Source organism: Paenibacillus sp. JT31N17, assembly GCF_056269255.1.
The window spans coordinates 439,416-463,532 of the sequence record NZ_JBWDNP010000001.1 but is presented as its reverse complement, the minus strand read 5'-3'; the positions used below and the strand labels follow the sequence as shown (position 1 = coordinate 463,532).

Below are 24,117 nucleotides of genomic sequence, written 5' to 3'. Positions count from 1 at the left end.
TTGGCGATGCGGGCAGAGACTTGCGGAATAACCGATAAAAAACGGTCCTGTTCGCAAGTTTGCGAGAGAACCGTTTTTGTCGTTAACCCCGAATTTCATCGAACCGCCCAAGCTGATTTTTGCTCTTACTGCCGCGTCGCAGCTCTGGATTCCGGTGTTTCCCACTGCGCTGCATACTCGCTTTTTTCCCACTCCTCCAAATTCATCAGTCCCAGACCCATTCCAAATCCCGGCTCGCTCGTGTAGGTGTTGACCATGAATGCCAGCCATTTGCCGTCCGGGCTTACATTGGAATTGCTGGCTCTCCAGGGAGAGCGGTCAAAGAAGCGCGTCATCCGAACCCGCCTGCCGGTACCGTCCAGCTTCAGCTTCCATAAATCAAAGGGAGGGAACTGATTCACCAGATCGCAGGAGGATTCCAGGCAAATATGCTCGTGATCCGGGAAGATTCCTTCGCATTCATTATGCGTCTGCTCCTCTGTGATATAAGTGCGGACGTCGAGGGTCTTCAAATTAATGCCCCTTGTTACAGCCTTCCAATTATCCGGAGTCCTGAAGGGACTGCCGATATATTCAGCCATGATCACTTCCGTATCGTTATGGCGAAAATCCTGAGGCTCCGGATGGAAGCCGCGCACATTGCGGTAGATGACCCGGTCATCCCCAAGCTCCGGACCGTCCGGTCCGTAAACGATGTCCGTCACATGACATTCGTAGTCCTCGGTTGTGCCGATACGCGGATCATGTCCTCCATGCATGGAGTATGTGATCCGGTTCGCAACTGCCGATACCCCCGCCCCTTCGGAAATTCTCCGGCCCAGCGGCTTGGGCGGAGCGCTGGCATCCTTATCCATGATCCAAAGCTCTGACTCCAGATATCTGCTGGTGCGGCGGTCTTTGAATTCCTTGGGACCGATGAGCAGATAATCTCCGTTGGCGAGGAACAGAACCCGCAGGAAGGAATGATGATTTCCCAGATTTTTGGTCAAGTTGCGGACCTCTCTGGTGGCCATATCCATTTCGCAAACATCCCCGTAATTCCGCTCGATAAAGGCAAGCCGTTTGCCGTCCGGCGACCAGTACGGGCGCTCGCCGTAATCAAGCAGCTTCTCATGAAACGGGGGAGGGTTATCCAGCACATGCTCTCCTTCATAGGCTTTATTGTCCGAGTTATAGATGGGCATAACAAATTCCTCCTTGGTTCCTGCGTTTTATTCTCCGAAATACTCTTTGTACATCGCGGCATATTCCTGGTACGCCTGCTTGAATTCCGGCATGGCGTTCAGCTTATCGACATAGGCTTTGTACTCGTCCATGGAGATTTGACCCACAATAGCTTTGGTGGCCATCGACTGCCACTCCTTCTCATATTTGGGCCAGACCTCTGTCCACTTGACCGAGGCGATGATGTTGAACACATTGGTTTTGCCAACCTCGCCGTACACCTCGGCATCCTTCAGCTTGGCGTCGTTATAGGCTTTGGGGGCTGAGGCATTAAACACCTTCATTTTATTGTTGAAGGCCAATGCGAATACCTGGTTGGCGTTTGTAGTCACCTCTTTGATTCCAAGCTCGGTCAGCTGCGGCTGTCCGTCGACCAATGTATGATGAACGCCTTCGATGCCAAAATAGTTGAAGTCCGTGTATTCCATTGTGGTCGTTTTCTCAAAATAATCGAGAATTTGTTTAACCTTCTCTTCCGGTACCTTCTTGGAAATGTAATTCGCCCCGAAGAATGGCGGCACGAGCTGAACGCTGACCCCCTTGGGACCCTGCATGGGAGGAAGCGTAATGATTTCGGCATCAGGCTGCGTTTTCTTGTTCTCCTGCTCCCATGTGTAATCGCGCCAAATATTCCGGGTATAGGAGGCTGCGCGGCCGGTGGCGAACATTTCTTCCGCCTGCGTTTTCTTGATCGTCGTGAATTCCTTCGCCAGGATGCCGTCCGCATACAGCTTACGGAACCAATCCACCATATCCGTGTAATTAGGGGTTAATAAATCGCGGACCAATCCGCCCTCCTGATTGTAAAAAGGGTCCAATGCGCCAAAAGCAGCCTCATAAGAGCCGTCCCCATCAGCCAGCAGGTAGCCGTGACCGATGATGCCGATCGTATCCTTTTTCCCGTTGCCGTCGGGGTCCCCGTCTACAATTTTCTTGAGGGCTGCGGCATACTCATCGAGTGTCTTGGGTATGGGCAGATTTAATTTATCCAGCCAATCCTTTCTTATCTTGATGCCGGGATCAATGACGGGACGGTTGCGGGGAATCCCATAGATTTTCCCGTCGGATTTCATATACGTCCAGACATTCTGCTCGCTGTTGTTCTTGAGGTTAGGGTACTTGCTGAAGTCGCCAAGGAACGGCGTAAGATCCCAGAACGCACCCTGCTTGATGGCCATCTGCAGCGTGGGACGGGTCACATTCTGGGCGACAATGATTTCCGGGAGATTGCCGGACGCCAGCACCAGGTCAAACTTCGTATCGTAATCTCCGGACGGGATCCACTCGACGTCAAGCGATGTGTTCGTCCGCTTCTGCCATTCCGTCCAATACTGGTCGTTCATGTCGGGAACCTCTGCAAACGAAGGCACCATAAACTGGAGCTTCAACGCTTCTGCAGCTGCGGCTGGTTCCGCGGCATTCGGAGTCCCCTCTTCGCTACTGTCAACAGCGGGCTCGTTCCCGTTCCCACCTGAACATCCTGCAAGCAGACCTATGAACAGGACCATGGACAGGGCATAACCATACAGCTTTCCTGCAATCATGCAAAACCTCCTCAAATATGAATTTCTTTTCGGGCGCCACAGCATTTGGCGGCGCTTTCCATTCATATAGTAGCCCATTCACCAGCCGCAGGTTAGCGACAGTTCTTGCTCCTTTGCAGAATCGCAAGTTTTGTCCCTTTCGTTAATAAATTGTCTGTTCTACGATTGAAACAGAAGACCGCCTGAATGCGGCGTACCTTGTATCGTTTGCGTTCCATTAGTCTTCTTTCGAGCCATAGCAAAAAAGGACCCGGCTGCATGCAGCCGGGTCCCGTCTTTGGGCAATATGCCCTTGATGCTCAAGCTTCCTTAGGGTAAGGATTATAAAACACTGATCAGGTATTTGGCCCGCTCGGTCTCCAGAACCAATGCATCGTTCTCCTGCTTCGCATAGTTTAATCCCTGCAGCGGAATCTCGAAGGTACGGGAAGGAAGCTCCTCTTCGCTGCCTTCCGTTATTACAGTACCCCGCCCGTGAAGCAGCAGCGCGCTGTCCGATGTATACTCATCGATGGAATCGCTCCGGCTGCTTCGATAATCGATATCGCTCAGCTCAAGGCGAACCTCGTCCAAATCCTCCTGCTCCTGTTTTCGGATCAGGAGCTCCTGGCCGGTATGGCTCTGCAGCCATTCGACTAGCGATTGCCGCGATAATGTCATCATTCGTATCTCCTCCAGGACTGAAGCGGATTGTTTATGTGATCAGAACCGCCGCTCCACGGTTGTTGTATTATTTTACCCACTTTAGGCAATTTCCCACCAAAAGATGCAAAATAAACACCGTTACTCCGTTATCAAGAAGAAACGGCTTCACCGTCCTATTGGCGGTGCAGCCGTTTCTTCCTTCAGAAATAGAAGCAAAGTATAGGGGAATCTTATACTTCCTTATATATTAAACAAAATTTCTCGTATCGTTGTTTCGTCCGAACTTGTAGGTCGCAATCAGGAAGAATACTAAGGCGAACGCAAGCAGCACCGCAAGGTTGAACCAGATGCCACTGAGCGCGCCTCCCGACTGCAGCTTGTCGATCGACTGCAGCACCCAGTTCTGCGGCAGGAAATCCGCTATGCGGCGGATGGCCTCCGGCATGATGCTGATCGGGAAGAAGCAGCCGGATATCAGGCAGGTAGGTGTCACAATCAGGTTCTGCAGTGCTCCTGCCATAGCCGTACTCTTGGAGAAAGCGACGACAACGAGCGAGAGACTAACCGACACCAGGGCGAACAGGGACATGATACCGAGCATCTCACCTGCGGGAATACCGGGCTCGAGTCCGAAGATAACGAACATGAAGAACAGCGCAACCACAATCTGGGCCAGCATGATGCACAAATTCACAAATACATTGGACATGACGTAGGTTCTGGCATCTACCGGTGAAGACAGAATGCGGAAATAAGTGCGGTTCTCGCGATTTTTGAGAATCAGCTCCGAGAGGTTGACCGCAGACATCATCATGAACATGATCAGATAACCAATCGACTGGTAGGACATATCCTTGGTGGAGGATGTATCATTCACTGACTGTGCCGACAGCTTGAAGTCCGTTCCCCGATACGAATCGTACAGCTGCTTGAACTTTGCTGCGTCTCCTGCTGATATTTTGCCGATGGCGGAAATATTGTCAATGTAGCCGGCCAGCATAGACTTCATATAAGCGGTTACCTGTGCACCCTTGATCGACTGGATTCCGATATGACCGGGTTTGCCTTCAAGCACGCTTTTCGAGAAGCCTGCGCCGATGACAATTCCGCTGTCCAGCTCCCCCGCTGCAAGCTGACTCTTCAGCTCGCTCTCTGTAACGCTTACGATTTTCACATTATCCAGCCCCTGAACGAAGCCCGCCGTATCCGCTGCTATCGCTTCTGATCCATCCCCGTTCGCGACTCCAACCCGGAGCACCGTCTGTCCCGGGGACCCGTAGAGAAGGGTGGACAGCAGAATTCCGGCAACCGGGAGACCGAAATACAAGATCAGGTTGGAGGGCTTACGAAACGTGGTCCACAGCGTAATCCGGACCAGAAACCAAAAATCCTTCCACATTTACAGGCCCTCCCTGCGTTTCATAATTGTTGCCGATATGACGAGAAACAATACTGCAAGACCAAGGTTCAACCCCATAACCGGCCAAGCCGCCGATAAGTTGTTGGCATAGATAATTTCTGTCAATCCCCGATTCGCCCAGCGAATGGGGGACAGCTCCGTCACGAAGCTCATTATGCCTCCACCGACATCATCAACAGGGAAATAAGCGCCGCCGAAAAAGGAAAACACCTGTACGAGCAGATTAACAAGTCCGCGTGATGAGGTCCCTTTCAGCAAATAGCTTGCCGCGAGCCCGAAGCTTGCCGCCATTACCACCTCTGTGAGCAGAACGAGCAGCACCAGGCCCAGATGATCGCCCCAATACGCTTTAAACGCAAATTTGCTGAAGAATACAATAATGACGACACACAGCATGTTAATGACAATATTGCCCATAATTTTGCCGATAAAAATTTCGCTTCTGCTCACCGGAGCCGCAACAAGCCGGGTCACCGTACCGCGTTTGATTTCACTGCGGATAAGCTCTCCCGCTGACATGGCGCTCCATAAGGCAATCATGACCGTCATGGCCAAAGCATAGTAATCCATGGATCCCGCCTTGCGGTCGGCAAGGATCGAGGTTTCCTGAATATAACCTCCGCCGCTCCCGGCGAGTACGAGACCAATTTTATCGGGATCGCTCTTTTCTACAGCTGCGGCTGCGTTATATTTATCCGTAAAAGCGCTCAGCATCCCCTGCACGATATTGCCTTCAAGCGCACTGCGGTCGCTGCCGTACAGCGATATGCCGCTATCCGTAAGCTCCACATAGCCCTGGTACCGGTTCTCCGCCACCTCTTCCCGGCCGTCAATGTCTGCCTTGGCCGTCTCGAACTGGACGCCTGTTGAGCCAATCTCCTTGGCGAATGCCTGGAAGGACTGGGACAGCATGCCGCTGCTTGTATCCTTGACAAGCACCTTCATACTGCCAATGCTTGCATTGCTGGTGAAAGCATTGGTCAGAGCCAGGCCGAGAATCAGCATAAGCACGATGGGAAAAGCCAGCATGAAGAACAGCGTGCGCCGGTCGCGAAAATCCCTTTTGATTTCCTTTAGGGCAATCGATAACGTATTCATAGCCATACCCTCCTCTCCATGGGATTAATCCCTTAATTTGCGCCCAGTCAGGGTGAGGAATACCATCTCGAGGTTCGGCTCCTGTTCTTCGACAGCGCGGATTTCCATATTGTCCTCCATCAGCCGCTTCAGAATCAGATTCAGATTGTCAACGGCGGCATCGCTGTGAATGCGGAGAATGTTTTCCTCCTGAAGAACCTTGCGCACCCCCGGAATCCCCTGCAGCCGCTCGCCTTCCGAGCCTTGGGCCGACTTCAATTCGATCCGGATGTCCTTCACATCGGTTATGGTGGCTTTGAGCTGCTCCTTGGTCCCTTCCGCGATGATTTTGCCGTGATCGACGATCGCGATGCGGGAGCAGATCTCCTCCACTTCCTCCATGTAGTGGCTTGTGTAGATAATCGTGCAGCCCGATTCATTGAGCTTGCGCACGGAGGTCAGAATATAATTGCGCGACTGGGGATCGATGCCGACCGTCGGTTCGTCCATAATAATCAGCTTGGGCTTATGCGCGATGGCGCAGGCGATGTTGAGCCGGCGCTTCATGCCGCCCGAGAAATTTTTCGGGAAGGTCTTCGCCTTATCGCTCAAACCGACGAATTCCAGCGCCTCCTCTGCCCGTTCCCTCAGCCGGGAACCACGAAGACCATACAGCCCGGCAAAAAAGCTTACATTCTCATAGGCCGTCATATCCTCATAAATCGCCAGATCCTGCGGCACAATTCCAAGGTTGACCTTCGCGAACCGGCTTTGCTTCATAATGTCCCGGTCCAGGATGCGGATTTCGCCGCTGGTCGGTCGAAGGAGCGACGACACCATGTTGATGGTCGTGCTTTTTCCGGCGCCGTTGGCTCCAAGAAAACCGAAGATCTCGCCTTCGCGGATAGCAAGGGAGACATTATCGACCGCGATAAAATCGCCGAACTTCTTCGTGAGATTGCGGATATCCAATACATTCATAAGAGTTCACTCCGTTTCGTCATCTTTCATGACCTTATTGTAAGAAAAAAGGATGCCCTCATGCCAGTGCATAAGTTCATCCTTTCGGAATGAGAATTCTCATGTTTTTATGATGAATGCGCCCACAGCCTGGGGTGAGATTCTTCACTTCGCGCCGCTCGGAAGCAGGGTCGTGACAATAAATCCTCTTGTTCCGTCGGCGATTACCGTACCGTTCATGGCGGCCGCACGCTCCTCCATACCGATCAGTCCCAGTCCCTTTACAACCTTCGGCGCCCCCTGTCCATTATCCGATACCACCGCTTTGATGAACCGGTTGAGCACCCTGATTTCCACATGAATCGCCGTTGCGCTGGCATATTTGGCGGCATTGGTTAATGATTCCGTCACATTCTCGTGAATGATTTTCCACTGCAGGGGCGTAATGACCTCCATATCCCCTTCATGCACAACGCTTGTCAAGAGCCCTGTCCGGCCTCCGAAGGCTTCCACGATGGACTTCAGACGGCTGAGCCCAAGCTGCTCCTTGAGCGGTTTGGTGTTTTTGAGCGTCAGCCGGATCTGCTCGATTCCTTCCTTGGAGATGCCGATAGCGTTCTGCAGCAGCGTCTCTGCCGCGGCAGGATCGTCAGCCATCAGCCGCTTGGCCGCCTCCATCTGAATCAGAGCCCCTGTCATGGCATGACCGATGCCGTCGTGAATTTCCTGTGACAGCCGGCTGCGCTCCTCGAGCTTGGCCGTATATTCCGTAGTCCTCAGAAAATCCCGGTTCTCATTCTGCTTCTTCGAAAGCCGGTGAAGATCGCCGCGCATCCGCTCCAGGCTGTCCTCCTGCTTGTTTACTCTGGCCATATACTTGCGGATCATGACATAATTGAAGAAACTCAGCACCGCTGTAAAACCATACAGCGCCAGCATGGAGCTGCGCATGAAGAGCAAAGGCAGCAGAACAAGCATCAGCACATATACCTGGTTCTGGATCCGGAACGAAGACAGCTCATAGGCGCTGAGCGGCAGGAGCAGGATAAAGTACGGATGCACATACGCTGCACAGCCGATGAGATAGAGGATAATGCCCCCAATGATGCCTTGCTTGACGCGAGGGTCCTTTACAATATGAACAACCAGATTCATCGCCAAATAGATCAGGTAGTACAGCACCAGCCAGTGGATCGGCTCTGAGACGGCAAAATATGAAGCCGCGATGACATAGAGAAGCAAAATGGTTTTATTGCCGACAGTCCATAATTCCATGTGTTTCTTCGAATCCTTTCGTTCAGCGGATTTTACCCGTCAAATAATAAATGGCGATCTGAGTGCGGTGCTCCAGTGTGGTCTTGCTCAGGATGGAGGTAATGTAATTGGCGATGGTACCTTCAGAAATAAACAGTTCCTTGGAGATTTCCTTGTTGGAGTACCCCTTCGCAATGAGCGCCATCACATCAAGCTCGCGCTCCGTGAACGGACTGCGGTCGAAGGCCGTGCCGGAATCGGCCGGCGCCGGCGCGCCCATACTGGATTTCAGCTTGTCGAGTGCGACATCCTGCAGCACATTATGGCCGTTATGCACGCTCTTGATGGCGTCGCGGATCCGCTCCGGATCATTGTTCTTGAGCAGGTAGCCTCTGGCACCGAAACGGATCGCATCCAAAATATACTCATCATCGTCGAAGGTGGTCAGGATGAGCGGTCTTGTCTTCGTTTCCTCCGTCAGCCGTCTGGTTGCCTCTACTCCGTTCATATTGGGCATACGGACGTCAAGCAGTGCCACATCCACCTCGTTGGCTTTGCAAAATTCAACCGCTTCCGCTCCGTCTCCGACGGTTGCCACAACCTCAAACTCCTCAAAGGAATGCAAAATAATCCGCATCCCTTCGCGGATGAACGAATTGTCGTCTGCGATTAACACTCTGATCTTCATCTGCACACTCCCTATAATCATATCCATCTGCGGTCAGGTTATCTATTTAGTTCAACAAAAGTACAGCGAAGACCTTCATGCAGGGAAAAGTAGGATCCGTCGAAGAGGAGATTCAAGCCGCATCTATCAACAGTTGGAGGAGCAGATGCCGGCAAACGGCCAAATCAGCGAGTGGAGAAAAGCATCCGGAAGCAGCAGCTTAACCGGGACACAGCATCAGAAGCCATTCCCCAACCAAATAAACTCCGCCTCGAGGCAGGCCGTTTTCAAAATAGAAGAACTGTATCCCGAGCCTCGCTCCCCAATACAGTGCGATAAACAGGCAAACCGCCGTGGAGAGCTTGGATCCGTCCGTTAAGCTTGGTGCCAGGAATATCGACAGAACCGCAAAAAATAGATTGGTGCACAGAATATAACCGGCATAGGTCCAAAATATTTGTTTGATCAGTGGTCGGACTTTGCACAGATCTCCCCGCCAATTCAGCAGAAGCGGGACCGCAAGACTGCCCGCCGTCACGCCCAGCTGCATATAACCCGCCAGCACAAACATCATTGCATTCTCCCCCTTGGCCTTCCTTCTTATATTCCATTCTAGGTGCCTCAGGGGTATCTGCTTAGCTCCAACTTTCATGGGACATCGCCAAAAGAGGTACTACATGGCGTAGTACCCCTTTTGATGGATGCTGCTTATTCCTACTCGATCGTGGCTGGTGGCTCTATAACAAAAAACCATATTTTGCTGAAATGATGACCCAATTATCAAAGAATGCAGTTTTTTTGTTTTCTTATCTTTATTTATTAGCTTCCCTTTGCTTTCTCAACTCGTATGCCTTATCTATGAAAGACTTTATCTGATCAAGATCATCAACCCATTCCAGCTTAATAAATGCTTGATGAGTGTATCTAGTGTCATCAGACTTAGTTCTTGGAAAGGATTTTCCTAATACCTTATCAATTTCTCTTTGTAACTCTGTACCTTTCTTCTCGTTTTTCTTTCCAATATGCAAAATCAAACTGTGCTTATCTTGGGTTGTCAAGCTTGCGAATTTTTTAGTATCAACAATTTTATAACCAATACAATCTGTTACAGGCGATTTTATTTCAATTCCATTAAACTGTGATTCTATGTATCTATCTACTTCTCTTGCAATTTGCTCTTCCTGAGAATTGTATTGCTTGAAGATATTTTCCTTTTCATTTTCATCAACGCCAATTAGAAATAACTTCTCCTTAAAACCACCGCGCTTGTCCTTCTTCGTCAATCTCAATTTCTCAAATTCCTTAATACTTACACATTTACTCTCCAGAATCCCATAGATCAACTCAACTAGATCAACTAATTCCTCAACTTTATCTTCATCATTAATCGCGGCTCTATATTCATCAAGTTCTTCCTGAAGCTTTACATCAAGCATCAGTTTATACTCAACATCATCAAGAACTCTTACTTCGGCTTTTTTGCCTTTAGTTTCAATGATTTTAGGAATTTTGTCTCTTATTAACTTATTATAAGTAAACATGAACTATTAACTCCTTTCATTCTATCCCTTACAGGGAATCCAATACTACCTTCAAGATTGTTTTCAATCGCCTTCTCCAATTCATTTACCCATTGCTTTCTTCACATACTGTTCCGCTTTATAATCCTTTTTAATTTCATGAAGTACGGGGCTATTAGCTTCTCTCCATGATTCCAAGATCATCCTTGGCTCGGCTTCAATTCTGTCTTTGACCGCTTGAATATCATCCTTCTTGAATGCTTCAATTATGCTTATTAAATCATCACGATCCAGCAGCTTCACATGATTTATTCCTGCAAGTGTTTCAGAAGGCTCTGTAAACTTGGCGGATGCTATCACAATAGCTTTTTTTGCTTTGTAATACCTCATACAAGAGAAAACTTCCTGCACTGCGCTTATGCCAACTGAATCAGTGTAACGCTTCGCCTGTACCACATTCCTTACACCCTCTCGGTCAGTAAAAACAACATCTGCGCCAAAATCTCTGGCCCCTACTGTCTTATACACGCCTCGATAACCTAGTTCAAGAAATAATCTGTACAGATACATCTCAAATTCAGAACCATCTTCCATTCTATCAATTCTTGCAATATCAATCTCTTTAAGGTCATAATCCTCTTGTACTGACAAACTTCGAGTCTGATTTTTCCGTTTATGCCTCGCTACAAACCAAATAAATGTTATTGCAAATATAATTACGAATGTGGGGATTATGTATGCAAACAAACTGAGGACCTCCATCTTTACTCTTTCTTTGAATTAAGCCTATAGAACTAAAACAGCTGAGAGAATAGTTAAATTCTACCACGCATCGGAAAACTTCAACAACAAAAAAGTTGAATTCATTATCAACATCATAAAAAAACCACTCCTTTATAGAGAGTGGCTGATTCATATCTTTAATGAAATGCATGTTAGCAAACTGTCGCTCTAACCTGCAAGAATTGAATATTAATTTAACTATACTATTTCAAGATTAATTCAAGAATGAGACAATCCGTTTCACAAAATAATCCGCGAAGGATATGCCCGCGGTCAGCTCCTCCGACTGCAAATATCCGTTGATCAGCTTGCCGTATACGTCAAGGGGCAGCTCGTAGCCGTCCTGATTGTAAATTCTCACCGTCTGCTCATGGTTGAATTGTCCGGCTACCCAGTCCGGGATGATGACAGGTCTGCTGTCCGGTGCGGGGTCTGAGAAGAAGACACGCTCCGCGTTGTCGTGCATGACCTTCCTCAGCTGCTGCTCCGACAGCCCTGCACCGATCTCCGCGAGCCACGAGATGCAGGCAGGCATCGTCTCATTGCGCGAATAGATGACCGGATATTCGCTCCCCCACATGGTCCGTTCATAGCCGGCCCACTCCAGGACGAACGACACCCAGGGCAGAAAATCCCGATGCGGATAAGGAAGCGTGCTTCCATGCCCTCCATGTCTGGAGAAGATGGCGTGAAATCTTGGATGGCCCAGCAGCTCCTTGACGGACGGCCTGTCCCGGAAACCGGCGGATGCGGCCTCGGTGTACAGCAGATGGGGCGATGCGATCCTCCCGGCCGGATACTGCTCCAGCCAATTCAGATACATCCGGGTAAGCTCCTCCGAGTGGAAGGGAGTGAGGGCGAACACCCATTTCCCCTGCTCCCCGAGCAGCTTGAGAATGTCGGGATTGCCAAGCGCTTCACCGGCTTCCATTCTGATGCCGATGACGCCCGCCTGAAGCTGCAGCAGAACAAGCTCCATACGCTGCTCCGGCGTCTGACCGAACGGGATTCCGACTCCCCGGATGACCTCCGGATAATCGCGGATGCCTGCGAACAGACTGGCGAACTCGGGAACGGCGTTGAACAGCACCATGACCGACTTCCGCAGTCCGAACCGTTTCATGTTGTTCACAAAGTCCTCAATCCCGCCATAACGGGGCAGACCGATATGCGAGTAGGCATCTGCTGCGTAATTCATATGATCAATCCTCTCTCCTTGTGTTTGGCTCATGCTCATAGCAGTCCGTTTCTCCTGTCGTCCGACTCATAGATTTTGCCCGTAAAACGCGGCAGATCGGCAATATCGAATTCCGGTACAAATTCGTCCAGAAGCCGCACGTTGCGCTCGACTTCCTCCGGCCATCTCGCACCGACGTTCAGCATGTGGACTCTGGAATCCGAAAGCAGAAACTTCAGGCAGAGCGCATAAATATCCTCGCTTGCAAGAAGCCCGGGAGCCAGATGCTCCAGCATCCGCTGTAAAATCCCCGAGGTCATCGGCCTCATAACGGCAACGCCCAGCTGCTTCTCCGCAGCCCTGTCAAGCAGATGAAGCGCGGCATTCTGATAGATCAGGTTGTAATTGATCTGGATGACGTCGAACAAATCCGTATCGATCAATTCCAGAATGGAGCAGGCATCCTCTGTCGTGATCCCCAGCCATCTGACCTTGCCCTGCTCTCTTAGTGTTTGCAGGGCTTCCATCGGCCCGCTGTTCAGAATAGCCTGTGAGTCTTCATGCGAAAAGACGCCGCCATGAAACTGGATCACGTCGACATAATCCATTTTCAGCCGCGCAAGGCTGTCCTCCACGCCGCGAATAACGCCTTCCTTGCCGATGCCCGCCCAGGAATCGGGCCATGTCACCTTGGTAGCCACCAGGCATTGACCGCGTCTGCCCTGCAGGGCATCCCCGATGATGCTTTCGCTGTGTCCGCTGCCATAGGCGGGAGCCGTGTCGACATAATTAATGCCGGAATCCAGCGCTGCATGAACGACGCCGATCGCATCCGCTCTTCCCTGCTTGCTGTACGGGTCCCAGTCTTGCGCTTTGTTGACGCCCGAGAACGGATAGCCGCCCACGGCCAGACGGCTTACGTTCTGCCCTGTTTTGCCCAATGTCGTATACTTCACGGGTAACTCCTCCTTGTATGCATAAATGGTAGATCGCGCCCGTAAGCCCGGAATTCCGCTACAGCTGGCCGGTTTTCGCATAGGCCTGCTGCATCTTCAGCTTGCGGTAATCGGTGGGCACGACCCCTTTCTGCTCCCTGAACAAACGCGAGAAGGTTTTGTACGATCCGTATCCGACCTCGTAGGCAATCTCCGTAATATTCATCATCGTCGAGACCAGAAGGCTGCAGGCATGGCGTATCCTCAGATCGTTCAAAAATTGAACGAATGTCAAATCCGTCATTTCCTTGATCCGTTCGCTGATCCGCGACATGCTCATGGAGAATTTCACCGCCAGATCGGACAGGGTAAGGCTTTCCTGGTAATGACTCTGAATATAATGAATAATGCGCCATGTGGGATTGAGCTTGCCGGAGCCGTTTGCCGTCTCTGCGGATGCCAGTTGGCCTGCCCTGCGCTTCCGGTCGAAGAGTACCAAGAGCTCCGTCAGCTTCGCTCTGAGCATCGAGGCCCGCAGGCGCTCGCTTCCCTCATATTCATCAAGCATATCATGAAGATGATCGCAGAAGCGTTCATGATCGCGTCCGCCAAGCTGCACGAATGACGCCAGATCCTCATCTTCCGTCAGCAGACGGTCCAGCTCCGTCTGCCCTCCACCTTCCATGAGCAGACTCATGCTGAACATGCAGTTGACCAGGACTAGCGTCTGGCCCGGATCGGTATGAATCTCATGAATCTGGTAAGGTAGAATGAACGTGAAGGTACCGGGTATCATGGGATGCGGGATGCCGTTAATGGTCTCGTGCCCCTTCCCCTCGATCACATACGAGAATTCGAGAAAATCATGCCGGTGGCTGGGATAGCCGTTCTTGAGCCGGTTGATCTTGATATGCAGCGGAAGGGATGAATCCATGTTCGGGTACGATTTTAAATTTTTAGGGAAATAGGTCATGTGAGGGCTCCCCTATCGAAATATTGGGATATTCTTCGAAACAATTGGCATACATTTCTTCCGAATCTATTTTAACATGAAATGAAGCGTTTACGTACAAGCCAAAGGAGCGAAAATACGAATGAGTAAAATCAGAATCGGGATTATTGGCGCAGGCAATATCGGAGGGGTACATATGGGGGAATTCTCCAAGCTCCCCCAGGAATGCGAGATCGCCGGCGTAACGGATCTTAATCTGGCACGCGCGGAGCAGCGCGCAGCCCAGTTCAACATCCCCAGAGTATTCCAAACGAACGATGATCTGATCAACAGCCCGGATATCGACGCTGTCATCATTGGTGTACCCAATCAATTCCACGCTCCGCTTGCTGTCCAGGTGCTGGCTGCAGGGAAGCATGTGCTGCTGGAGAAGCCTATGGGACTGAATGTCGACGCAGCCCGTCAAATCGTAAGAGCCAGCCGCGAATCGGACAAAACGCTGATGGTCGCCCATCAGATGAGATGGGAATCGGTTCCCATGCAGATCAAGCAGCAGGTTGAAGCCGGAGAACTCGGCGAGATCTATACCGCCAAAGCCGGATGGTTCCGCCGCAAAGGCATTCCCGGCTGGGGAACCTGGTTTACCCGGAAGGATGAGTCCGGCGGCGGACCTCTTATCGATATCGGCGTGCATTTGCTCGATCTGGCTCTCCATCTGATGGGCAGTCCGAAGCCGATTGCCGTCTCGGGTGCAACGTATGCCAAATTTGGTCCGGAGCGCAAAGGCATCGGCACATGGGGAACCCCGGATTGGGACGGCCGCTATGATGTAGAGGATCTGGGAACGGCGATGATCCGGATGGAGGATGGCAGCACATTGACGCTGGAGGTCAGCTGGGCCGTTCATATGGATACCGACAACTCACCGTTCATTCATTTGATGGGAACGGAAGGCGGAGCCAGCTACCGGGGCGATGCAGGCAAGCTGCTGACAGAGAAATTCATGCGTCCGATTGATACCGAGCTGGGTACGCCGCAAAATGATGAAGGCGCACGCCTTCGCCTGAGCCGCCACTTTCTGGAGTGCATCCGGGAAGGCAAACAGCCGCTGACATCCGCCATGACCGGATTTACAAGCAATCTGGTGCTTGATGCGATCTATGAATCCTCCCGCACCGGACAAGAAGTGAAGCTGGACTGGACCATTTAATCCGTTTCCTATTGGGACTTGAACGATAACAAGAATAAGCACCGCCGGTCTCCAAGCGGCGGTGCATTCTTGATATATAAGGAGGTACAGCCCATGAGTTTGCTCACATCAGAGCAGAAGCAATCCTTGGTCAATCAGGGTTTCCTTAAGGTTCCCGGTGTCATTCCGCCTATTATGGTGGATCATGCCATGCGTCATATCAACCATTCCATCGGGAACGGGATGAATGTCGAAGACATCACAAGGTACCGCGCCCAGTCCTACTGCCCGGAGCTGCAAGGTGAAGCTCCGATCGTAGACTTGTTTAACCAAACGCCTGTCAAGAGCATGGTCGATTCGCTGCTCGGTGCGAATAACGCCCGTCCGGTTAACTATGGCCAGATTGCCATCCGTTTTCCTTCGCTGCAGGATCCGCCTAGAGCTTCCTCCCCCCATCTGGATGGCATGTATTCGCCGCACAACGGCGTTCCCGAAGGCACAATCGGCAACTTTACCATGCTCGTCGGCGTGCTGCTCTCGCCTGTCCGGCAGCAGCAAGCAGGCAATTTCACCGTTTGGCCGGGAACACACCGGATGTACGAGCAGTATTTTCGCGAGCATGGTGCGGACTCTCTGCTTAAGGGGATGCCGCCGGTTGAGCTTCCGCAGCCTGTTCAGACGACGGGTGAACCTGGAGATGTGTTTCTTGTACACTACCAGCTGGCGCATAGCGTTGCGCCTAATGTCTCGCCGTTTCCCAGGTACGCTATCTTTTTTCGTGTGACGCATGTGGATCATCACAACGATTGGCGGGCTCCTATGACCGATATTTGGCTTCATTGGCCTGGGGTCAAGTGAATTGTCGCACAGCAAGGCCGGAAACCTGCAGGTTCCCGGCCTCTATGCGGAGGTTTCCGTTTCGCCTCCTTTTCTTGCTGCACACGAATACCCATGCTTTTCGATTCATACTTACATAGAATGTGTTGTGCTTTACTCTCTTCTTGTGACCTTCTCTTTGGAGGTCTTTTTTTTGGGGTGATTTTGTTTGAATGTTCCATTGCCAGCTTCCATCCTGTTCAATTTCATTCCCTCCCGGATTAAAATAGCCAAGCGACCCAATAGGTCAGCACAACCAGTGTAAAAATAAGAGTGATCGGAATAACGATTGAAGTCACCTTAAAGTATTGACCCCAGGTTATTTTCACGCCGCCCTTCTTGACAATATGCATCCACATCAAGGTAGCAAGTGTACCGATTGGCAGGAGCAGCGAACCGACATCGCTGCCGATCACACTCGCCAGATAGGAAATCTTCAGCATAAGCGGATCGAGTCCGATATTCGTCAGGGTAATCGTCCCGATCATCAACGCCGGATGATTATTGAATAAATTGGATAGAACCGTCAGCAGAATGCCCATCGATACGCTTGCATTGAGCAGACTTCCCGTAACAATGGGATGGAGAAGCTGGATCAGCCACTGGGTTAAACCAATATTATTCAAGCCGTAGATGATTACATACATACCGAACGCGAAAATGAGGATATACCAGGGTGTTTTCTTTAACATATCTGCAGGTGAAATTTTCAAATACCTCCATCTCCACAGCAGCAAGAGCGTTGATCCGATTACCGCCATGACAGAGACGGGGAAATGAATGTAGGAAGCGACGAACAGACTTAGCCGAACGAGAAATACAAAAATCAGAATTTTGATCATAAATCTGTTCCGGTTCTCTTTTGGTGTGTCCCCCTTTAACGGATGGCTGCCCGGCATAAAATTCCATGTCGTCATTGTAGGTATTTTGGAGGGAATGACCCGGTAGAACACCGCGAACAGAAGACTGGCCAGCAGAACAAGTCCCAGCGATGCGGGGATAAACATCATCGCGGAATGCATGTATAGATCCATATGGACGATCTTGAGCGCAATCAGATTCACGATGTTGCTTACTCCTATCGGGGCGCTTGAGGCCGTAGCAATCAATGCGCCGGATATCAAATACGGGATTTTTTGTGCGTTCTTTAATCCCAAATTACGCAGCAGCATCAGCAGGATCGGGGTCGTGATCAGAATACTGCCATCATTGTTCACGAACAGCGTCATGAGAAAACAAAACAAGTTGGTGTACCAGAAAAGACGGATGCCTGATCCTTTCGCTTTTCTTGTGAGGATTTCAGCGGACCAGTAGAAGAAGCCGAAGCTCTCGAGTACAATGGCCATCACAATGGTGGCTATAATAGTAACGGCGGCACCGCTTATGGTACCCGTGATGACTCCAAGGTCAGCCAATGAAACACTTCCGCTTGCTATTACAAAAAAAGCTCCCACCGTTGCAGGTATAGCCTCATTTACATTCGGACGCCAGAATATAAAGCCGATCGTCAGCAGGAAGGAGCAGACGGTAATAATGACCATTAAGTCATTCATGATTAAACCTCTTTTCAGATTACGAGTTTTCTATTTATCCATTCTCCTTTGCCTTTAATGTTGTTTCGCAGATTCATTACGTTCTCCCAAGGCCTCTCATAGATGGTCTCCCCCCTTAACATGCTTTAGATATTCAAGGATGTACTGTATGTATACGTGCAAGATAGATGGCTCGTACTGGTCAATAACCTCTATTCTATGAAAATCTGCTAGTATCAATCCTTGATGTTTATCTCTCAGTGATAGATGCAGAGCATAGATGATTACCTATAATTGCTGTACCCAGAATGCCAAAAAAAGCCCCTTTTCAAGGGCTCTGCCAAGGCGTATGTCTCATGACGGCTGTATTGCCTGTCACAATCGGCTTCTGTTTTACATTTTCAGGAGAATGTCCTGATCTTCATCCTCGTCTTCGGCAAACCTGCTTCCAAGCTCTGCCGAAGGCAGCAAGCAGGCATCCTTTCGGCCAAATAAGCGGTAGCGGTTGCCCGCGACAATGTCACACACCTCGTCTCTGATCGTTTCATTTCTTTATCCAGCCGCTGCAGGCATTCAGCGCAAATAAGAAACAGGCTGGCGCCGTCTATTGGCGGCGAAAGCTAAAAAACCCCGAAGCACATGCTCCGGGGCTGTTCAATCCTATGATGTTCATGCTGATCGTTATGCTTTCAATCTGCGTTTGGGCGGATGCGCTTTGGGCGGATCAGGTATCACCGCAGGAAGAATGTCCGGCGGATACAGCCGTTTGGCCAGCATCGTCTGCAGGACGACGATCAGACCGCCGACGCACCAGTAAAGCGGGATGGCGGCAGGAACCGAGAACGAGAAAAATCCCATCATCACCGGGGAAAGATAGATGATCCAGCTCATCCCCATCTGTCCGTTCATCGGAGGGTTGGCGGATTGCGTTATTTTGGCCTGAAGCAGATATACGGCTGCCGCCAGGAACGGCAGGATCTTATCCGGACTTCCCAGCTGGAACCACAAAAACGTATGCTGGGCCAGGTCCGGGGTCATCCGTATGGCATAATACAATCCGGACAAAATCGGAATCTGCAGCAGCATCGGCAGACAGCCCAGGGCAAGCGGATTATACCCGTGCTTGCTGTAAACCGCCATCGTTTCCTGCTGCTGCTTGCGCTGCGACTCGGCATCCTTGAATTTGGCATACTTTTCCTTGATCGCATTGATCTCCGGCTGCATCGTACTCATCTTGCGTTTCATGATTTGCTGGCGCTTGTACTGGGATATCATGAACGGCAGCAGCGCCAGACGAACCAGTACCGTGATCGCGATCAGCGCAAGGCCAAAGCTGCCGCCGAACCAATCGGCAAAATGTTCAATCATCCAGGAGAACGGAAATACGACGTAATGATTGAAAAATCCCGGCGTGTTGGCATCCACTGTGCCTGTTCCGCAGCCGGCAAGCAGCAGAATCATGGCGAAGCCACCGCCAAGCAGCAGGATTCGCTGCCATTTACGGCTGCCTTTCTTTATGCCGCCTGCAGCCTCATTGCGCCGCTCTTCGCGGCGATTATTGTGAATGGCAGTTGCTTTCTTATCCAATTCCATGGTTTCCATAACCATCCTCCCTGTTGATCGTGTATGCACGTATTCAACAGGGTCGTACACGGGGATGAATCATCGTCGGGCGCTTCCTTGCGCTTGGTCTGCCGCGTTAGCCGCTGTCTCCGGGCCTGAACGATTCCGGAAGGCTGCGCAAGGCGCGGCAGCGGGTATGCCGCTTCGCCGACCTTTGTCCAATTCATCCCGGCTGCCGCCGGAACCCAGAATAAATAGAGATAAGCAAAAGAGCACAGAATACAAATGGACATAATATCCGCAAGCGCATCATGAAGCTCGAACAATGACAATCACCCCCATCCAAGTATTATCCGTTCATTCTAACCCAATTTGAAGCTTAAAGAATCGGTCGGAAGGCCGATGCAGATTCTTGTCGGAATATCTGCTTCTGCAGTTGAAACGCCTCATTCACCGGGAAGCGGCTTGCGTCCGGCAAATCCATCATGCCAGCCATGATAATGCGAGGCACGCGGTTCCCCTTCCTTCCAGCATATCAGCACTTCCTCCCCATCCAGAACGGCAGGAAAATCGATCAACCCCGGGTTGATCATTTTCAGCAGCACGCCTTTTCTCGTGAAGTTCTCGATCAACATCTCCGCTTCCATCTTGAGAAATTCGAGTCGACCCTCCCGTTCAAAAAAAGGATCCTGTTCGCCTCCTGCCGGGGCAGCTGCCTGCTTATGTAACGCCTTCCTCTTCTGCAGGTCGGAATACTGCTCTTCAAACCGTTTCGTCAATTCCTGCAGCTGGAGCAAGTCCTCCTTCAACTGCGGCAGAAGCGCATTTGCTTCATCAGGCGTAAACCCTCTCTTCTCCAGTTTAATCCTCTCCTTCGTGCAAGTATACGTACATGCTGATTTCAACGAACATGTGCCTGGCCAAGCCTATGGCATGATCAACGGGCAGGAATCAGGCTTTGTCTTCCATCAGCCTAAGAAAAGCCGGAGGAAGCTGGAACTGCTGATTGTTGATCACCAGTCGTTCTAATTCATCCATTTCATCCAGACGATGCTCTTCCTTTATGAGTCCGATTTCCTTATGCAGCCGTTCCATCTTCTGATCCAGCGCATTGGCCGATTCCGCGGCTTCCTTCAATTCCCGCAGAAGCTCCAAGGGCACGGACTGATTGTATTTATAAAATATTTTATGCTCCAGGCTGGCCCAGAAATCCATGGCGATGGTGCGGATCTGGATCTCCACGCATACATGCTCCTGGCGGTCGGACATGAAGATGGGCACGTTGACCAGCAAATGAAGGCTTTGATAGCCGTTTGACTTGGGCTTTTGAATATAATCCTTCACATCCAGAATTTCCAGATCATGCTGTTTCCTCAGCATATCGCTGACCCTGTAAATATCCGAAATAAACGAGCAGGTAATCCGCAGCCCCGCTATATCCTTGATATGATGCCTGATGCTGGCAAACGAAATATCGCAGTTCTTCCTCATGATTTTATTCATGATGCTTTCCGGGGATTTCAGCCGTGATTTGGTATGCTCGATCGGGTTGTAGTCATGCAGCATCTGAAATTCTTCCTGCAAAATTTCAATTCGGGTCTCAATCTCGCTCAAGGCAAATTTATACATCATCAGGAATCTCGTAATCTCTTGTTTAAAATTTTTGATCTGCGTAATCTGTTGAAAATCCATCCCTCTGTCATTCCTTTCGAATATGCGCCTTAAAAAGCAAACTCTATCATTCCTTCATCATAACGTGCCGGTAGGAACAAAGCAAAACAGACAATTAACCGGATACGCTCCTGCATAAATATCATGCTTCGGCAAATAATACCATGGATCGAATATCAGCTCTTCCTTGGACGAGGGGGATTCTTAATGGAAATGAACTTTGAGGAGCATACAAAACAGAATAATGCCGATAGGATTTCCGTTGATCTTAAGACCAGTGAGCAGCATATCAAGGAAATATTTGCAAACTGCCAGGACATTATTTATGAACGTTTCCATTTCGGACCGTCCTACGAGGGCTCTGCAGCCATGATTTATTGTGCGCCTCTTACGCAGGAGATGGATGGCGGGCAGTTGAACTCCGCTCTGCAGGATCTGGTTCCGGAATCTGGGGACATGGAAAGTATACAGATTGAAAATATACGCGAATTCTTCGAGCGCAAAAGCTCGGCTTTCCAGTCTTACGAGCTGTTGACTGCTTATAACGAGATTACCGAGGCTGTGCTGGACGGTTACGCTATCCTGATTTTCGACGGCTGGGACAAAGTCGTCAGCCTGGACGCCGGCAGCGTCGAGAGAAGACAGGTGGAGGAGCCTACAAGCGAAGCCGTTGTCAACGGCCCGCGTGAAGGAATGGTCGAGCAGCTGGACAAGAATATTGCACTGATTCGTCTGCGGCTGCGAACCCCGGATTTGAAAATTGAAATGTATCAGGCTGGCAAGCTGACCAAAACAAGATTTTTGGTAGGGTATGTGGAAGGGAAAGTTGATCCTTCTGTTCTGGCCGAGCTGAAAAAACGCCTTGAGGGCGCAGACAAAGTCGATGCTCTGGATACCAATTACATCCGTGAATTTGTGGAGGACTCCGTCTATTCACCCTTTTCCCAATATCGTGTTACCGAACGTCCGGATGTAGCGGTCGGCTCGCTTCTGGAAGGCAAGATCATACTCATGGCCGACGGTACCACATCGGCCATGATTTGTCCGACCTTCTTTACCGAGCTGTTCCATTCTGCCGAGGATTATTATCAGCGCCCGGTCTACGCATCGATGATCCGTTTCCTGCGGATCGCCGCATTCTTTATCGCGCTTACGCTGCCCAGCCTTTACATTGCCCTCTCCAATTTTCATCCCGAGCTCATACCGACCACCCTGCTGCTCAAGATTCTTGACACGAGGGAAGGCATTCCCTTCCCGGCGTTTATCGAAGCTGTAATCATGCAGTTCTTCTTCGAGCTGCTGCGCGAAGCAGGCATACGCCTGCCTCGTCCCATCGGTTCCGCCGTCAGTATCGTAGGCTGCCTGATCATCGGTGAAGCAGCGATACGGGCTGGAATTGCCTCCCCCATCATGATTATCATTATTGCATTGACCGGGATGGCGTCCTTCTCCATGCCGCAGTATGAGCTTGCGATCGCGCTGCGGATATTGTTATTTCCGCTTATGGTGCTTGCATTTATGTGGGGAGGCTTTGGTCTGATGATCGGCTACATCCTCATTTTTCTTCATTTGGCGACGCTGCGCACACTAGGACAACCCTTCTTCTCCCCTATCGCTCCCATGCGAATGATGCAGATGTTTGACCTTTTTGTGCGCGTCCCGACCAAACTGAGAATGAGAGCGGCTGCCAGGGCAAAACGGGCGGCGGATCTTAATACAGCAAAGGAATGATGAGGGTGAGATGGATAGCCTTGCTACTATGCGCCTGTCTGCTTGGCGGCTGCAGCGGGAAAGAGTTGATTGAGCGGGGATTCATTCTGGGGGTTGCTCTGGATCTGGATGAGAACGACAAGCTCATTATGACTTCACAATTCTATAAGCCGTCGAGGGGTGAAACCGACCCATCCGGCTCCTATGTCAATATCCGCACGGAGGGCAGCACCATGTTCGACGCAGCGCGCAACATTACGATGCGTCTGGGCCGTAAAGCGCAATGGAGCCATATGCAGACCATATTGGTCGGTGAGAAAATGGTGAAATCCGAAAGATGGAAAGAAATTCTCGACTTTTTCTACCGCGACGATGAACCGAGGCTTACAACGCGCATTGTAGTCACTAAAGGAGATGCAAGCTCATACCTGTACGCCAAACCCTATATGGAGACGACAATCAGCCGGCAAACCCATGAGGTTGAAGGTTCGTCCTATTATTATTCGGGCAAGACGATCCAGATGTCGCTGCTTGATCTCAGACTGGAGCTGGACAGCGCTGTAGAGACGGCGGTTCTTCCTTATATGACCTTTGATGATGTCCCGCGGAAGGATCCGTATTTCAAAGGAGCAGCCGTGGTCAATAAAAACAAAATGATAGAGCTTCTCAAGGCGAATGAGGTTGAAGCCTATCACATGCTCAAAAATAACTATCATGAAGGTATTATTGTTCTTCCCTGCGATGAATCGGATAAAGGGGATTCCATTGAAGTCGTTTCCTTCCATACCAAGCTCTCCACCAGACTGAAGCAGGGAATACCTCAGGTTCATGCAGCTATCAAGGTCAATGTTACCGTGCGCGAGCTTATCTGCCATTCACTGGCAACAACCGCCGATGCTTACGCTTACCAGGGTGAAATCGTCAAACAAATTGAAAAACAGCTGACCTCCTTCACGCAAGCCATGAAGAAAAGCAAGATTGATCTTCTTGGCATTGGAAACGCAATCTATCAGCATCATCCCCGGGAGTGGGAAACCATGAAAAAGGATTGGGGCGATCATTTAAAGCAGACAGAATTCAAATTTGATGTCAAGGTCTCTATAACCAACACGGGACTGGAAGATGGCAAATCGGCGCTGGATGAAGGAGGATAAGCAGGTGTTAATCAGAATCATAATCTCGCTGTTGTTTTATCTCGTCACTGTTGTGGGAATCTATGCACGATCACATGCGAATACCCGCAAAGAGAACATGGTTATTGTCGTATTGCTGTGCTGTTCGCTGTATTTTTCACTCAGCTTTATTCTGGGTCAGACCTGGCCGGGCATTGATGATCTGGCAGTCGCTCTCCTGCTTAAGCCCATGAAAATTTATGCAGTTGATTAATGTGCATTCGTATTAACCTGTTTATCCGTTGG

24 protein-coding genes are annotated in these 24,117 nt (G+C 50.3%); 5 read left to right on the top strand and 19 right to left on the bottom strand.

Going from position 1 to position 24,117, the window contains the following annotated elements; translation table 11 throughout:
- Positions 1-125: 125 nt before the first annotated feature.
- The 14 genes from AC0YOB_RS02075 to AC0YOB_RS02010 form a co-directional block, all read right to left on the bottom strand.
- A complete protein-coding gene (locus tag AC0YOB_RS02075) occupies positions 126-1,184 on the bottom strand; it encodes a TolB family protein (RefSeq protein ID WP_475791330.1) in 1,059 nt (352 codons plus the stop codon).
- A 27-nt stretch (positions 1,185-1,211) separates the two neighbouring features.
- Positions 1,212-2,768, bottom strand: coding sequence for an extracellular solute-binding protein (locus tag AC0YOB_RS02070; protein ID WP_475791329.1), 1,557 nt, complete (start codon positions 2,766-2,768; stop codon positions 1,212-1,214).
- A gap of 321 nt (positions 2,769-3,089) precedes the next feature.
- Positions 3,090-3,431 (bottom strand): protein YmzB, encoded by a 342-nt coding sequence (gene ymzB / locus AC0YOB_RS02065; RefSeq protein ID WP_475791328.1) that lies wholly within the window; start codon positions 3,429-3,431, stop codon positions 3,090-3,092.
- Between the two features lie 229 nt (positions 3,432-3,660).
- Positions 3,661-4,812 carry an ABC transporter permease gene (locus tag AC0YOB_RS02060; RefSeq protein WP_475791327.1) on the bottom strand — a complete coding sequence of 384 codons (1,152 nt, stop codon included), beginning with the start codon at positions 4,810-4,812 and terminating at the stop codon, positions 3,661-3,663.
- Positions 4,813-5,931 (bottom strand): ABC transporter permease, encoded by a 1,119-nt coding sequence (locus tag AC0YOB_RS02055; RefSeq protein WP_475791326.1) that lies wholly within the window; start codon positions 5,929-5,931, stop codon positions 4,813-4,815.
- 24 nt (positions 5,932-5,955) lie between these two features.
- Positions 5,956-6,891, bottom strand: coding sequence for an ABC transporter ATP-binding protein (locus AC0YOB_RS02050; RefSeq protein WP_475791325.1), 936 nt, complete (start codon positions 6,889-6,891; stop codon positions 5,956-5,958).
- Positions 6,892-7,035: 144 nt separating this feature from the next.
- On the bottom strand, positions 7,036-8,145 hold the full coding sequence (locus AC0YOB_RS02045; protein WP_475791324.1) for a sensor histidine kinase: 1,110 nt from the start codon (positions 8,143-8,145) through the stop codon (positions 7,036-7,038).
- A gap of 22 nt (positions 8,146-8,167) precedes the next feature.
- Entirely contained in the window at positions 8,168-8,812 is a 645-nt protein-coding gene (locus AC0YOB_RS02040; protein WP_475791323.1) for a response regulator transcription factor, read from the bottom strand.
- 199 nt (positions 8,813-9,011) lie between these two features.
- Positions 9,012-9,365 carry a hypothetical protein gene (locus AC0YOB_RS02035; protein ID WP_475791322.1) on the bottom strand — a complete coding sequence of 118 codons (354 nt, stop codon included), beginning with the start codon at positions 9,363-9,365 and terminating at the stop codon, positions 9,012-9,014.
- Between the two features lie 238 nt (positions 9,366-9,603).
- Positions 9,604-10,332 carry a hypothetical protein gene (locus AC0YOB_RS02030; protein WP_475791321.1) on the bottom strand — a complete coding sequence of 243 codons (729 nt, stop codon included), beginning with the start codon at positions 10,330-10,332 and terminating at the stop codon, positions 9,604-9,606.
- 81 nt (positions 10,333-10,413) lie between these two features.
- Complete coding sequence (locus AC0YOB_RS02025) at positions 10,414-11,058, bottom strand: restriction endonuclease (RefSeq protein ID WP_475791320.1); 645 nt, start codon at positions 11,056-11,058, stop codon at positions 10,414-10,416.
- 250 nt (positions 11,059-11,308) lie between these two features.
- Positions 11,309-12,331 (bottom strand): amidohydrolase family protein, encoded by a 1,023-nt coding sequence (locus AC0YOB_RS02020; protein WP_475791319.1) that lies wholly within the window; start codon positions 12,329-12,331, stop codon positions 11,309-11,311.
- Complete coding sequence (locus tag AC0YOB_RS02015; RefSeq protein WP_475791318.1) at positions 12,328-13,227, bottom strand: aldo/keto reductase; 900 nt, start codon at positions 13,225-13,227, stop codon at positions 12,328-12,330. Before AC0YOB_RS02015 ends, AC0YOB_RS02020 begins: the two co-directional genes overlap by 4 nt.
- A gap of 58 nt (positions 13,228-13,285) precedes the next feature.
- A complete protein-coding gene (locus tag AC0YOB_RS02010) occupies positions 13,286-14,179 on the bottom strand; it encodes an AraC family transcriptional regulator (RefSeq protein WP_475791317.1) in 894 nt (297 codons plus the stop codon).
- A 121-nt stretch (positions 14,180-14,300) separates the two neighbouring features.
- Here AC0YOB_RS02010 and AC0YOB_RS02005 point away from each other — a divergent pair, with 121 nt between their 5' ends.
- On the top strand, positions 14,301-15,368 hold the full coding sequence (locus tag AC0YOB_RS02005; RefSeq protein WP_475791316.1) for a Gfo/Idh/MocA family protein: 1,068 nt from the start codon (positions 14,301-14,303) through the stop codon (positions 15,366-15,368).
- A 93-nt stretch (positions 15,369-15,461) separates the two neighbouring features.
- Positions 15,462-16,205, top strand: coding sequence for a phytanoyl-CoA dioxygenase family protein (locus AC0YOB_RS02000; RefSeq protein ID WP_475791315.1), 744 nt, complete (start codon positions 15,462-15,464; stop codon positions 16,203-16,205).
- Between the two features lie 239 nt (positions 16,206-16,444).
- Here the strand turns inward: AC0YOB_RS02000 and AC0YOB_RS01995 are convergent, their stop codons facing one another.
- The 5 genes from AC0YOB_RS01995 to AC0YOB_RS01975 all read right to left on the bottom strand — a co-directional run bounded on the left by AC0YOB_RS01995 (position 16,445) and on the right by AC0YOB_RS01975 (position 21,010).
- A complete protein-coding gene (locus tag AC0YOB_RS01995; RefSeq protein WP_475791314.1) occupies positions 16,445-17,776 on the bottom strand; it encodes an arsenic transporter in 1,332 nt (443 codons plus the stop codon).
- A 660-nt stretch (positions 17,777-18,436) separates the two neighbouring features.
- The gene (gene yidC, locus AC0YOB_RS01990) at positions 18,437-19,216 is read right to left on the bottom strand and encodes a membrane protein insertase YidC (protein ID WP_475792283.1); all 780 of its coding nucleotides are present in this window, start codon (positions 19,214-19,216) and stop codon (positions 18,437-18,439) included.
- 53 nt (positions 19,217-19,269) lie between these two features.
- The gene (locus AC0YOB_RS01985) at positions 19,270-19,644 is read right to left on the bottom strand and encodes a hypothetical protein (RefSeq protein ID WP_210039324.1); all 375 of its coding nucleotides are present in this window, start codon (positions 19,642-19,644) and stop codon (positions 19,270-19,272) included.
- Between the two features lie 120 nt (positions 19,645-19,764).
- Positions 19,765-20,223, bottom strand: coding sequence for a DUF2203 family protein (locus AC0YOB_RS01980; RefSeq protein WP_475791313.1), 459 nt, complete (start codon positions 20,221-20,223; stop codon positions 19,765-19,767).
- 46 nt (positions 20,224-20,269) lie between these two features.
- Positions 20,270-21,010, bottom strand: a complete 741-nt coding sequence (locus AC0YOB_RS01975; RefSeq protein ID WP_475765870.1) for a GTP pyrophosphokinase — start codon at positions 21,008-21,010, stop codon at positions 20,270-20,272.
- 186 nt (positions 21,011-21,196) lie between these two features.
- Between AC0YOB_RS01975 and AC0YOB_RS01970 the strand changes: the two genes are divergently transcribed.
- From AC0YOB_RS01970 to AC0YOB_RS01960, 3 genes are read left to right on the top strand one after another with little or no spacing between them, the layout of a single operon-like run.
- Positions 21,197-22,720: a spore germination protein gene (locus AC0YOB_RS01970; protein ID WP_475791312.1), complete on the top strand. Its 1,524-nt coding sequence runs from the start codon at positions 21,197-21,199 to the stop codon at positions 22,718-22,720.
- A 5-nt stretch (positions 22,721-22,725) separates the two neighbouring features.
- Positions 22,726-23,853, top strand: coding sequence for a Ger(x)C family spore germination protein (locus AC0YOB_RS01965; RefSeq protein ID WP_475791311.1), 1,128 nt, complete (start codon positions 22,726-22,728; stop codon positions 23,851-23,853).
- A 4-nt stretch (positions 23,854-23,857) separates the two neighbouring features.
- Complete coding sequence (locus tag AC0YOB_RS01960; RefSeq protein ID WP_475791310.1) at positions 23,858-24,085, top strand: hypothetical protein; 228 nt, start codon at positions 23,858-23,860, stop codon at positions 24,083-24,085.
- Positions 24,086-24,117 lie beyond the last annotated feature (32 nt).